The organism is Cronobacter sp. 153480017-3, assembly GCF_053627815.1.
Genome location: NZ_JBSEYN010000003.1, coordinates 17,947 through 30,531, shown reverse-complemented (window position 1 = coordinate 30,531; position 12,585 = coordinate 17,947). Strand labels below are relative to the sequence as shown.

General features: G+C 58.3%; 12 protein-coding genes. 6 read left to right on the top strand and 6 right to left on the bottom strand.

Annotated features, from left to right (window positions below):
- The first annotated feature begins 77 nt into the window (after nt 1–77).
- From ACUW6V_RS08040 to ACUW6V_RS08030, 3 genes are read left to right on the top strand one after another with little or no spacing between them, the layout of a single operon-like run.
- Complete coding sequence (locus ACUW6V_RS08040) at nt 78–1,427, top strand: TolC family outer membrane protein (protein WP_050488315.1); 1,350 nt, start codon at nt 78–80, stop codon at nt 1,425–1,427.
- Nucleotides 1,428–1,450: 23 nt separating this feature from the next.
- On the top strand, nt 1,451–3,586 hold the full coding sequence (locus ACUW6V_RS08035; protein WP_015386433.1) for a type I secretion system permease/ATPase: 2,136 nt from the start codon (nt 1,451–1,453) through the stop codon (nt 3,584–3,586).
- 9 nt (nt 3,587–3,595) lie between these two features.
- Entirely contained in the window at nt 3,596–4,765 is a 1,170-nt protein-coding gene (locus ACUW6V_RS08030) for an HlyD family efflux transporter periplasmic adaptor subunit (RefSeq protein ID WP_007870219.1), read from the top strand.
- 167 nt (nt 4,766–4,932) lie between these two features.
- Here ACUW6V_RS08030 and smpB read toward each other — a convergent pair whose 3' ends face one another.
- The gene (gene smpB, locus ACUW6V_RS08025) at nt 4,933–5,415 is read right to left on the bottom strand and encodes an SsrA-binding protein SmpB (RefSeq protein ID WP_004387953.1); all 483 of its coding nucleotides are present in this window, start codon (nt 5,413–5,415) and stop codon (nt 4,933–4,935) included.
- A 148-nt stretch (nt 5,416–5,563) separates the two neighbouring features.
- Here smpB and ACUW6V_RS08020 point away from each other — a divergent pair, with 148 nt between their 5' ends.
- Together ACUW6V_RS08020 and ACUW6V_RS08015 are read left to right on the top strand one after the other, a co-directional pair.
- Nucleotides 5,564–6,001, top strand: coding sequence for a type II toxin-antitoxin system RatA family toxin (locus ACUW6V_RS08020; protein WP_007763442.1), 438 nt, complete (start codon nt 5,564–5,566; stop codon nt 5,999–6,001).
- Nucleotides 5,991–6,281, top strand: coding sequence for an RnfH family protein (locus ACUW6V_RS08015; RefSeq protein WP_004387955.1), 291 nt, complete (start codon nt 5,991–5,993; stop codon nt 6,279–6,281). The genes ACUW6V_RS08020 and ACUW6V_RS08015 overlap by 11 nt, the downstream gene beginning before the upstream one ends.
- Before the next feature lie 110 nt (nt 6,282–6,391).
- Here ACUW6V_RS08015 and bamE read toward each other — a convergent pair whose 3' ends face one another.
- The 3 genes from bamE to nadK form a co-directional block, all read right to left on the bottom strand.
- Nucleotides 6,392–6,736 (bottom strand): outer membrane protein assembly factor BamE, encoded by a 345-nt coding sequence (gene bamE, locus ACUW6V_RS08010; protein ID WP_004387956.1) that lies wholly within the window; start codon nt 6,734–6,736, stop codon nt 6,392–6,394.
- A 217-nt stretch (nt 6,737–6,953) separates the two neighbouring features.
- A complete protein-coding gene (gene recN / locus ACUW6V_RS08005) occupies nt 6,954–8,615 on the bottom strand; it encodes a DNA repair protein RecN (protein ID WP_007896285.1) in 1,662 nt (553 codons plus the stop codon).
- An 86-nt stretch (nt 8,616–8,701) separates the two neighbouring features.
- Nucleotides 8,702–9,580, bottom strand: coding sequence for an NAD(+) kinase (nadK, locus tag ACUW6V_RS08000; RefSeq protein ID WP_004387957.1), 879 nt, complete (start codon nt 9,578–9,580; stop codon nt 8,702–8,704).
- 122 nt (nt 9,581–9,702) lie between these two features.
- Between nadK and grpE the strand changes: the two genes are divergently transcribed.
- The gene (gene grpE, locus ACUW6V_RS07995; RefSeq protein WP_004387959.1) at nt 9,703–10,296 is read left to right on the top strand and encodes a nucleotide exchange factor GrpE; all 594 of its coding nucleotides are present in this window, start codon (nt 9,703–9,705) and stop codon (nt 10,294–10,296) included.
- 68 nt (nt 10,297–10,364) lie between these two features.
- Here the strand turns inward: grpE and ACUW6V_RS07990 are convergent, their stop codons facing one another.
- Together ACUW6V_RS07990 and ACUW6V_RS07985 are read right to left on the bottom strand one after the other, a co-directional pair.
- Entirely contained in the window at nt 10,365–11,654 is a 1,290-nt protein-coding gene (locus tag ACUW6V_RS07990; protein ID WP_038878300.1) for an HlyC/CorC family transporter, read from the bottom strand.
- An 18-nt stretch (nt 11,655–11,672) separates the two neighbouring features.
- Nucleotides 11,673–12,467, bottom strand: a complete 795-nt coding sequence (locus ACUW6V_RS07985) for a cytochrome C assembly family protein (protein WP_007795757.1) — start codon at nt 12,465–12,467, stop codon at nt 11,673–11,675.
- Between the last annotated feature and the right edge of the window lie 118 nt (nt 12,468–12,585).

The following is a 12,585-nucleotide window of genomic DNA, read 5'->3' as shown; positions in this document are numbered from 1 at the left end:
GCGCCTCAGGGAGGAGGCGCCTGCGTCATCTTAACAATATCACCAGCCGCGCAGACGGCGTCATAAGGTGGAACTGGATGTACAACAACACAATGCGCTACAGGCGGCTGGCATTGCTGCTGGCCGCTGCCCTTGTCAGTTTTCCCGCCGTTTCACAGGAGGAATTCGCCTGGCAGACCGCTCCCAGCGAGCAGCTACAGGCGCAGCTTACGATAAAAGAAGCCATACTTCGCGCCTTCGCGCGTAACCCCAAAATCGCACAGGCCGCGGCGCAGATCCGCGTCGGCAAAGCCAATCTGGAAGAGGCGCAAAGCGCCTGGTTTCCGCAAATCTCCTTACAGGGCAATGTCGGGCGAAACCACCGTACCGACTCTTCAGGCTCTCTCAACAGTAATGCCGCAGGTGGCGTGAACCTCAAACAGCTGATTTACGATTTCGGCAAAACCGGCGGCAGTATTGACGAGCAGGAAAATCTCTCCGAAGCCTACCGCTTTCAGCTCTACGACACCCTGAATCAGGTCGGAATGCAGACGCTGCAGGCGTATTTACAGGTGCGCCGCTATCAGAGCCTCGCGGCGGCCGCCGAGCGCAATCTGGAGTCGCTGCGTTCGGTACAGAGCATGGCGGATTTACGCTCTGAGGCCGGGCTCAGTACGCAGTCCGATGTGTTACAGGCGCAAAGCCGCATCGCCGGGATGAACGCCACCCTTGAGCAGTACCGCGCCCAGGCGCGCTCGGCGCAGGCGGCGTTAAGCGTGCTTACTGGCGTGGTGGCCGACACGCTGCCGGATTTGCCGGAGGATCTGTTGCGCCAGCCCATTACGCTGAAATCGCTGCCGTATGAACAGACCAACGCGGTGCGCGCGGCCCAGGCCAAACAGCTCGCCGCCGAACAGCGCATTCGCCAGGCGCAGGCCCAGCACTGGCCGACGGTCTCGGTGCAGGCCGGGCGCACGCGTTACCAGAACGATAATTCCAACTACTGGGATGACCAGGTTCAGCTGGTGGTCGATGCGCCCGTCTATCAGGGCGGCGCGGTGAGCGCCCGCGTGGAGGCGGCCGAAGGCGATCGCGCCAGCGCGCGGGCCGATGTCGAGGCGAGCAAGCTTGATATCAACCAGAAAGCGGCCACCGCCTGGGCCGATCTGACCGGTGCCCAGCAGCGTCAGCAGGCGGGTGAACAGCAGATCGCCAGCGCCGGACACGCGCGCGAGGTGTACCGCGATGAATACCGGCTCAGCAAACGCAGCCTGAACGATCTTCTGAGCATCGAGCAGGACGTTTTCCAGGCCGACACGCTCGCCATTACCGCCCGCTATGACGCGTGGGATGCCGCGGTGCGCTACGCCGCTGCCGTGGATAACCTGCTCGATATGCTTGGCATTGAACGCGCCCGGATGACCGGGGATACCCTGCCGTCGCTCTGAGCGCGGCATTTTAAGGAGTAGCGATGTCCCAGATCCCTGATACCGAAAGCTGGATCCGCGCCATGACGCGCGCGGCGGGGCGCTTCGGACTGCCCGCCGATGCGCCGGCAGTACGCCAGCAGATGCGCTGGTTTGAAAATTTACCGCTGGCACCGCGACTCGACCGCCTCGCGGGGCTGATGGGCTTACAGGTTCGCCTGACGCCGATAAAAACGATGCGCTGGAACAGCCAGACGCTGCCGGTCATCGTACAACTGGAAGAGGGCGGGCTGATGCTGCTGGAAGCCATCGACGCCGACGGCGTGGTGACCTACTGGCTGAGCGAAGGCGGTGACCTGGTGCGCGAAGAGCCGCTGGAGGAGTTGCTCAAGCGCGTCAAACCGGAGGTGGCGCTGCTCGGTATCGCCGCCCGCGGGCGCGACGCGCGCATCGATGATTTCACCCGCCCCTACGAACAGCACTGGTTCTGGCGTCACTTTCGCCATGCCGGACGCAAGCTGGCGGAGATTTCGCTGGCGTCGATTCTCGGCAACGTGCTGGCGCTCGCGGGCATTTTATTCTCAATGCAGGTGTATGACCGCGTGATCCCGGCGGAGTCGTTCCCGACGCTGTGGGTGCTCTTTTTCGGCGTGCTGCTGGCGGCGCTGTTTGAATTTTTTATCCGCCTTGCCCGCACGCATGTCTCCGACATTATGGGCAAGCATATCGATCTCAATGTGTCGTCGCTATTTTATGCCCGCGCGATGGCGATCAAAAACGACGAGCGGCCGAAATCCACCGGATCGTTTATCTCGCAGCTACGTGAAATCGATCAGGTGCGCGAGCTGCTGACCTCCACCACCGTCGGCGCGGCGATGGATATTCCGTTCGTGCTGCTGTTTCTTGGGATCATGGCGCTGGTGGGTGGGCAACTGGTGGCGATCCCGCTTATCGCGATCCCGCTGATTGTGATCCCGGGGCTTCTGATCCAGTGGCCGATGGCGAAACTGGCCAAAGAGGGGATGCGCGAGAGCGCTATCCGCAACGCCGTGCTGGTGGAGTCGATCGAGGGCGTTGAAGATATCAAAGCGCTCCAGGCCGAGCCGTATTTTCAGCGCCAGTGGGAGCACACGCACAGCGTGGGCGCGAACATCGGCATGAAGCAGCGCGTCTGGGGCGCGCGCTTAAGCGGCTGGGCCTCGACGGTGCAGCAGATTACTTACGCGGGCATGCTGGTGTTCGGCAGCTATCTGGTGCTCGACGGGCAAATCACCACCGGGACGCTGGTGGCGTGCAGCCTGCTGTCCTCGCGCACGCTGGCACCGCTGATGCAACTGACAATGGTCTTTTCCCGCTGGCAGCACGCCAAAACCGCCATGAGCGGGCTCAATGAGCTGCTGAAAAAGCCGCTCGATAAAGAAGCGGGCAGCAAGATGGCGCACTGCCCGGTGCTGGCGGGCCACTATCAGTTCCAGGATGTGCAGTATAGTTACGACAAGGAAAAAGGCGATCAGGCGCTGCTGGTGCCGTCGCTTGAGATCAAACCCGGCGAGCGCGTGGCGATCCTCGGCAAAGTGGGGGCCGGGAAATCAACCTTGCTGAAACTGCTCTCCGGCCAGGCGCAGGCGAGCAAAGGCAAAGTGATCATCGACGGCGTCGATCTCGCGCATATCGACCCGATGGACGTGCGCCGCCAGGTGGGGTTTTTGTCGCAGGAGTCGCGGCTCTTTTTCGGCACGCTGCGCCAGAACCTGATGCTGGGACACCCGAACGCCACGGATGCCGAGCTGTTGCAGGCGCTGCGTATCAGCGGCGCGCTCTCCATGGTGCAGCATGACGCCGCAAGCCTCGACCGGCTGATTAACGAAGGCGGGCGCGGGCTTTCCGGCGGGCAGCGCCAGATGGTGCTGCTGAGCCGTCTGCTGGTGCGTAATCCGCAGATTGTGCTGCTCGATGAGCCGACCGCATCGATGGACGAACAGCTGGAAAGCTACGTTATCCGCCAGCTTCACCAGTGGCTGACCGGCCGCACGCTGGTGCTGGTGACGCACCGCCCGGCGCTGCTGTCGCTGGTTGACCGCGTGGTGGTGATGGAAAACGGCAAAGTGGTGGCGGACGGCCCGCGCGACGCGATTTTGCAGGCGGCGCAGCGTAACAGCAATGTCGCCTCGGTGGCGTAAGGAGCATTGATGAGCCAATTAACGATGCAGGAAGAGCTGGCGCGCCAGGGGCGGTTTTATTCGTCGGTTATCTGGCTGACGCTGGCGGCGCTGGTGCTGTTTTTCGTCTGGGCGTGGTTTGCCACGCTCGATGAAGTGACGGTCGGTACCGGCAAAATCACGCCGTCGAGCCGCGCGCAGGTGATTGAGAGCCTGGACGGGGGCATAGTTAACGCGCTGATGGTGCATGAGGGCGACGTGGTGGAGCGCGGACAGATGCTGGCGCGGCTCGACCCGACGCGGTTTCAGTCAAACTACGGCGAGGCGGCGGCGAGAGCGCGGGCGCTGCGCGCGTCCAGCGAGCGGCTGCGCTCGGAGCTGACCGGTGAGCCGCTTCAGTTTAGCGAGGAATCAATGCGCGAACCGGCGCTGGTGGCCCGCGAACGCCAGCTTTATGAATCGCGCCGTCGTAATCTCAACGAGACGCTGGAGAACCTGCAAAAAACCTACAATCTGGTAATGGCGGAGCTGCGCATGACCCAGCCGCTGGTGGCGAAGGGGGCTGCCAGCGAAGTGGAGGTCATTCGTCTGCAACGTCAGGCCGCGGAGCTTAAAGGCAAAATGGATGACGCGCGTAACCAGTTCGCGGTGCGCGCGCGTGAAGAGCAGGTGAAGAATAATGCCGATCTCGACGCGCAGTTGCAGGTGATGGCGGGCAAGGCGGATCAACTCGATCGCGCTACGCTGTTTTCGCCGGTGCGCGGGGTGGTGAAAGATATCCAGGTGACGACGGTGGGCGGCGTGCTCCAGCCCGGCGGCAAGCTGATGGAGATTGTGCCGCTGGAAGATCAACTGCTGGTCGAGACGCGCATCAACCCGCGCGATATCGCCTATATCCGGCCGGGATTACCCGCGACGGTGAAGATCACGGCATACGATTCGTCTATCTATGGCGATCTGAAAGGCGAGGTGGAGATGGTCTCGCCCGACACGCTCCAGGATGAGGTAAAGCGCGATCAGTTTTATTACCGCGTGTATGTGCGCACCAAAAGCGCCGAGCTTAAGAATCGCAACGGCAAGCGTTTCCCGATCCTGCCGGGAATGGTCGCGAATGTGGAGATCAAAACCGGGCAGAAAACGGTGCTCGATTATTTGATTAAGCCGCTTAATAAGGTGAAAGAGGCGTTAAGGGAGCGGTAGGTTGGCGGCCTGATAGTGAGGCGGCGGGTGCGCTATTGAGATGGCGGGTGCGCTACGCTTACCCGCCCTACACGCGTATATAGTGTCATCTTGTAGGGTGGGTAAGCGAAGCGCACCCACCGCGCCCATAAAAAAACCGGCATCCGCCGGTTTTTTTGTCGCCAGGCTTAACGCCCCGCGTTTTTCATAATGCGTGCTTTATCAAGCTGCCATTCGCGCTCTTTCAGGTCGGAGCGCTTATCATGCTGCTTCTTACCTTTCGCCACGCCGATTTTGACTTTGCACCACGCGTTCTTCCAGTACAGCGACAGCGCCACCACGGTATAACCATCGCGGTTAATGCGGCCATACAGATTATCCAGCTCGCGCTGGTTAAGCAGCAGCTTACGCGTGCGGGTCGGGTCGCAAACCACGTGTGTGGACGCCACGTTCAGCGGCTGGAAGTTGGCACCGAACAGATACGCCTCGCCGTCTTTGAGGATAACGTAACTGTCGCCGATGTTGGCTTTCCCCGCGCGCAGGGATTTAACTTCCCAGCCCTGAAGGGCCAGGCCTGCTTCAAACTCTTCTTCGATGAAGTACTCATGGCGGGCGCGCTTGTTGAGCGCAATGGTGGCTGAGCCAGGTTTGTGTGCTTTTTTCTTGGTCATAGTGCCGCTCAGTATAGGTAATCCGGTCGTAAAACGCACCCCTTTCCCGGGGTGGAAAAGGGTTATCTTAGCATGTCTGCCGGCGAGTTTTTGTTTAATGGATGATAAATGTTATTATTTCTAAGTCGTATGACTCACAGGAAATACTATGCCCCAGATTAGTCGTACTGCCCTGGTGCCTTACAGCGCTGAGCAGATGTATAAGTTAGTGAACGATGTAAAATCCTACCCGGAGTTTCTGCCAGGCTGCGTGGGAAGCCGCGTGCTGGAATCGTCGCCGGGCCAGATGACGGCCGCGGTGGAAGTATCGAAAGCTGGCATCAGCAAGACGTTCACCACCCGCAATACGCTGATCAGCAATCAGAGCATTTTGATGCATCTGGTCGATGGCCCCTTCAAAAAACTGATGGGCGGCTGGAAATTTACGCCACTAACCGAAGACGCCTGCCAGATTGAATTCAATCTCGATTTCGAATTCACCAATAAGCTCATCGAACTCGCGTTTGGCCGGGTCTTTAAAGAACTTGCCTCCAGCATGGTGCAGGCGTTCTCGCAGCGCGCCAAAGAGGTTTACAGTGCCGGGTGAGATTCAGGTGGAAGTGGCGTATGCCCTGCCCGAAAAACAGTACCTGCGTAAGGTCAAACTGCCCGAAGGCGCGTCGGTGGAAGAGGCGATTATCGCCTCCGGTCTGCTGGAGCTGCGTAAAGATATCGATCTGAAAAAGAATAAGGTCGGGATCTACAGCCGTCCGGTTAAGCTTGCTGATACGTTAAATGACGGCGACCGCGTGGAGATTTACCGCCCACTGATTGCCGACCCGAAAGAGCTGCGTCGCCAGCGTGCCGAACGCGCGGCGAAAAAGTAAGCGGCGAGCCTCGCAACGCATTACTCAATGTCGCCGTCTGGCTCACGCCATAAAGCGGCCAATAAAAAAGGTGCCTCAGGCACCTTTTTTCGTTTCAGCATCCGCTGCGATTAACGCTTCGCGTCGAGCTTCGGCTTGTTATCCATATTGGTCAACACACCGTTGCTGTTGAAGGTCAGCGTCAGCGTCTGCTGCGTGACATCTTCGTGACCCGGCTGCTGGCGGAAAACGTAGAACCATGTATTGCTGCCGAAGGGATCCGTCATCATCGGCGTGCCCAGCGCGTAAGCAACCTGCTGTTGCGTCATGCCAATACGGACTTTAGCAATGTCGGTAGACGTCAGGTAGTTACCCTGGTTTATGTCGGGGCGGTAAACCACTCGCTCCAGAGTAGAACAGCCTGCGGTCAACATGAGAAGGACCGCTGCGGCAGCAGTCAGCGTTTTACAGCGCATAGTGATTAGATTCCTTTTCGGGCCCGAGCAACACGCGGCTCATACATAATTAGCCGATGATAATAAACCTTCAGTCAGTTTAAAACCTTAAGGCGCTTCACTATGACCGTAGCGGAGGAAAAAAGTTAGCGCAAAAAGCGATTAAAGCACGCCATGCGTTTCTGTTGCTGCTTTTCTGAGCGAAAGCGCGGGGCGCAGAGCCCCGCCGGAGAGAAAATTATGCAGCCAGCAGCTCTTTAGCATTCGCCAGCGTATTGCGCGTCACTTCGCTGCCACCCAGCAGACGGGCCAGCTCCTGCAGGCGCGCTTTTTTATCCAGCGGCTGCATATGGGTTTCGGTCATCGCGCCATCGGTCTCTTTGCTGACAAAGAAGTGGTGATGCCCGCAGCCCGCGACCTGCGGCAGGTGGGTGACGCACATTACCTGAGTGGATTCGCCCAGTTGGCGCAGCAGTTTACCCACCACGGCGGCGGTCGGGCCGCTGATACCTACATCCACTTCATCGAAAATCAGCGCCGGGGTTTCCATCTTACGGGCGGTGATCACCTGAATCGCCAGCGCGATACGAGAAAGCTCGCCGCCGGAGGCCACTTTCGCAAGCGGCTGCAACGGCTGGCCTGGGTTTGTGGAGACGCGGAAATCGATGCGATCCGCGCCTTCCGCCGTCAGGTGATGCTCTTCAAACAGCACGTCGATAGTGAACTGGCCGTGCGGCATCGACAGCGAATGCATACTGTCGGTGATGAGCTGCGTCAGTTCGCGCGCATACACCACGCGGCTTTCATGCAGCGCGTGCGCTACCGCCAGCGCCTGCTGGTGGTGTTTGTTGACCGCCAGGGTCAACGTTTCCAGGCAATCGGCCTGGTCGTCCAGAAGCTGTTGCTCTTCAAGCAGCTTCTGGTGGAACGCGGGCAGCTCTTCCGGGGCGATATGGTGCTTGCGCGCAAGCGTGATTTGACGGGAGATGCGCTGTTCCAGTTCATACAGACGGTTCGGGTCGAGATCCAGGCGTTCGCAGTAGTGACGCAATTCGTCGCTGGCTTCGCTCAGCTGGATGGCGGCCTCTTCAAGCATATTCAGCACGCCCGAGAGTTTGTCATCCATGCCGACAAGATCGGTCACGAGATTACGTGCGCTGTAGAGCTGGCTTTGCAGATTGGCATCTTCCGCGTCGGCCAGCAGGTTTAACGCCTGCTGGCTGGTAGAAAGCAGCTGCCCGCTGTTGGCTAAGCGTTTGTACTCTTCATCGATTTGCTCGAACTCACCCGGCTGCGGGTTGAATTCATTGAGCTCTTTTAACTGGTAATGCAGCAACTCAGCACGCGCGGCGCGCTCCTGGCTTTGCTGCTGATGCAGGGCGAGATCGCGACAGCTTTGATGCCACTGGCGGTAGCTCTGCGCCATCTGCGCCATGAGCTCGCCTTCGCCCGCATAGCCATCCAGCAGGCGTTTCTGATGCTCGGGTTTAAGCAGAAGCTGGTGGGCGTGCTGACCGTGGATTTGAATCAGCAACTGGCCGAGCTCACGTAACTGCGAAAGCGGCACGGCGGTACCGTTGATAAAGCCGCGCGAGCGGCCATCGCTGCTGATAACGCGGCGCAGCAGGCACTCGCTGCCGTCTTCAAGCTGGTTTTCTTCCAGCCAGCGCAGCGCGGCGGGGGTGTCTTTCAGTGCAAAGCGGGCGCAGAGATCCGCGCGGCTGGCACCGGCGCGCACCATATCGCCCTCCGCGCGGCCACCCAGGCACAAACCCAGCGCATCGATCGCAATGGATTTACCGGCGCCGGTTTCGCCGGTGATGGCGGTCATCCCGGCGTTAAAGTCGATTTCCAGTTCACGAACAATAGCGAAATTACTGATGGTTAATTGTGCCAGCATAGCCGCCTTCCTGTATAAACTCACAGAGCTGTAATTGCATACAGTATAAACTGGTTTTATATACAGTAAAGTGGCTGATGCTGGTTTCAGAATAATTTTTTTGACCAACCGAGTTTTGAGCTTAACGTGTTGAAATAGCTGTAATCCTTCGGGTGAATAAGGTTCAGCGGGTAGTCGCAGCGGCGGATAAACACATCTTCGCCTTCCTGGATAGGCAGCGCTATCTGGCTGTCGCAGCTGATTTCAAGATCGCTGCGCATGTTGGAAAAACGCAGGCGAATGGTGCTGCTACTGTTAATCACCAGCGGTCGGGCCGAGAGCGTATGCGGGAACATGGGTACCAGCGTGATGGCGTCGAGCGACGGCGTGAGAATCGGGCCGCCTGCCGAGAGCGAATAGGCGGTGGAGCCGGTGGGCGTTGAGATAATCAGGCCGTCAGAGCGCTGAGAAAATGCGAATTTTTCATCAATATAGACTTCAAATTCAATCATGTGCGCTACTTTTCCGGGGTGTAAAACCACTTCATTAATGGCGGTGCTGATGCGCTTCTGGCAATTTTTCTGGCAGACCTGCGCCTCCAGTAAAAAGCGCTGCTCGCGGATGTAATGGCCTTCAAGCACGTCCGCCAGCTGCTGCTGGGCGTTGTCCGGGTCGAGATCGGTGAGGAAACCGAGATTACCGCGGTTGATGCCGATGACGCTGATATCGTAACGCGCCAGAACGCGCGCGGCACCGAGCATATTGCCGTCCCCGCCGACCACGACCGCCAGATCCGCCTGCTGGCCGATTTCCGCCAGCGTCCCGGTGCGGGCATCCGTGAGTTTTAACTCCTCGGCTATCTGCTGCTCGATAATGACGTCGTAGCCGCAATCTAAGAGCCAGCGCCACAGCATTTCATGCGTCGTCAGCGCGGTAGGGTGGCGGGGATGTCCGACAATACCGATGCAGTTGAAATGGTTATTCATTTTCCTGGTCGTCCTTATAGGCGTGGAAAGGGGGACAATCTGTCTGCTTCCCTTGAAACCCGCAAACTGATCCCCATAATAATCCAGGTTAGCGATACGAATGCATAAACGCGGAGAATTTCATGAGTAGTAAAGAACAGAAAACGCCTGACGGGCAAGCCCCGGAAGAGATCGTCACGGAGCAGCATGAAGAGGTTGAGGCTGTAGAATCTGCCGAATCTGCTGAGCAGGTGGATCCGCGCGATGAAGAGATTGCCCGGTTGCAGTCGGAGTTAACGCAGGCCCAGAACCGCGAGCGCGACACAGTGCTGCGCATGAAAGCGGAGATGGAAAACCTGCGTCGCCGTACCGAGCAGGATATCGAGAAGGCGCATAAATTCGCGCTGGAGAAATTCATCAACGAGCTGCTGCCGGTTATCGACAGCCTCGATCGCGCGCTCGAAGTGGCGAACAAAGAAAACCAGGATATGGCCGCGATGGTGGAAGGGATCGAACTGACCCTGAAATCGATGCTGGACGTGGTGCGTAAGTTCGGCGTGGAAGTGATTGCCGACACCAACGTGCCGCTGGATCCGAACGTGCATCAGGCTATCGCCATGGTGGAATCGGAAGACGTTGCGCCGAACCACGTGCTGGCAGTGATGCAGAAAGGCTATACCCTGAACGGCCGTACCATTCGCGCCGCGATGGTGACCGTCGCGAAAGCGAAGGCGTAAGCCGCGTCGTAATGGACGTAGTAATGAAAAGGCCAGTCATCGACTGGCCTTTTTTAATGGGGTAACGGTTAGTTGCCTTCCACGCTTTCCCGCAGCGGTTTTACCGGCGTAATCCGTACCTGTTTAATCATATTTTCCTGCACATCGAGAATATCGATATCGTACTGGTGCAGACGCAGGCGAATGCCGGCGGAGGGGATCTCCTCCAGCGCTTCGAGGATCATGCCGTTGACGGTGCGGGCTTCTTCTTCCGGTAAGCGCCAGTTGAACGCTTTGTTGAGCTCACGCACGTTGGCGCTGCCTTCGATGATGACCGAGCCGTCGTTTTGCGGTGTGACTTCCTCCGCAAGCGTGGGCGACATCGACGTCGTGAAGTCGCCCACAATCTCTTCAAGAATATCTTCTACCGTCACCAGCCCCTGAATATCGCCATATTCATTAACCACCAGGCCCACTTTCTTTTTATTGCGCTGGAATTTCACCAACTGGACGCTGAGCGGCGTGCCTTCCGGCACGTAATAAATTTCATCGGCGGCGCGCAGCATCACCTCTTTGGTGAACTCTTTTTTCTCGTTCATCTGCCGCCAGGCCTCGCGGATGCGCAGCATGCCGATAGCGTCGTCAAGGGATTCGCGATACAGCACGATGCGTCCGTGCGGCGAGTGGGTCAGCTGGCGGACGATGGATTTCCAGTCGTCGTTAATATCAATGCCGACGATATCGTTACGCGGCACCATGATGTCGCTGACGCTGACTTTTTCGAGATCCAACACGGAGAGCAGCATGTCCTGATTGCGGCGCGAAATCTGCGAGCGCGACTCATGTACGATGGTGCGCAGCTCATCTTTGCTGAGCGCGGCGCTCACCACGTTATCCGCTTTAATGCCGACCATACGCATCAGCACGCGTGTGATCATATTCAGCAGCCAGACCAGCGGCATCATGATGATTTGCAGCGGGCCGAGTAAAAAACTGCTCGGGAAGGCCACTTTCTCCGGGTAGAGCGCCGCGACGGTTTTCGGCAGAACTTCAGCGAAAATCAGCACCACGAACGTCAGCACGCCGGTGGCGATCGCCACGCCCGCGTCGCCATACAGGCGCATACCAACGATAGTGGCAAGCGACGACGCGAGAATATTGACCAGGTTGTTGCCGATTAACACCAGGCTTATCAGCCGGTCGGGCTTGCGCAGCAGGCGTTCTACCCGTTTTGCCGCGCGGTTGCCCTGCTTCGACAGGTGACGCAGGCGGTAACGGTTGAGGGTCATCATCCCGGTTTCGGAGCCGGAGAAGTAGGCGGAGACCACCACCATCACGATAAGCGTTACGATGAGTGTGGTGGTTGAGATATGTTCCAACGTATTGTCCTTTGAAGTTTAGCCAGCGAACTGCTGGATAACCCGGCTGCCGAAGTAGGCCAGCGTCAGCAAGGCGGCGCCTGCGACGTTAAACCACACCACGCGGCGGCCGCGCCAGCCTTCATGATAGTGTCCCCAGAGCAGGATGATATAGACAAACCATGCGACGATGGACAGCACCGCTTTGTCGATATTCTCCATGCTGAACATGTTGTGAAGATAGAACAGACCGGTGCAGAGCGTCAGCGTCAGCAGCACGACGCCCACCTGGGTGATATGGAACATCTTGCGCTCGATACCCATCAGCGGCGGCATGTCGGCGCTGAACACCAGCTTTTTGTTTTTCAGCAGATAGTCTATCCACGCCAGTTGCAGCGCGTAGAGCGCGGCGATAATCAGCGTCGCGTAGGAAAAGAGCGACAGGCCGATGTGCACCATCATGCCGGGCGTGGTTTCCAGATGCGTGATGTATTCGTTCGGCACGAAGGTCGCGAAGGCCAGGTTGATCAGCGCAAACGCGTAAACAATCGGCAACAGCAGCCAGCCGCGGTTTTTCGAGGCCACAATCGTCATCACGGTGCAGATCATCAGGCTGACCAGCGAACCGACGTTCAGCAGGCTGAGATTCTGGCCGCCGCTGCTGTCGTCCGGGAACAGTCGACCTTCCAGCGCCACGGCGTGGCAGACGAGCGCTATCACCGCCGAAATTATCGCAAGACGACGCCACGCGCTGTTCTTGCGAAGCAGGCCGGGAATGATAAGCGCCAGGCTTACCGAGTAGGCGACAAGCGCCAGCAGTGAAAAAACAGGCATATAGGATGTCGGATTAGCCAGAAGAGAAAGAGAAGCAGTATAGCGTTACGCGCCGCCTGCTCCAACCGTTGCATCACAACCAGGGCGGCTTCATGTTATACTGCGCCTCATTCTTACT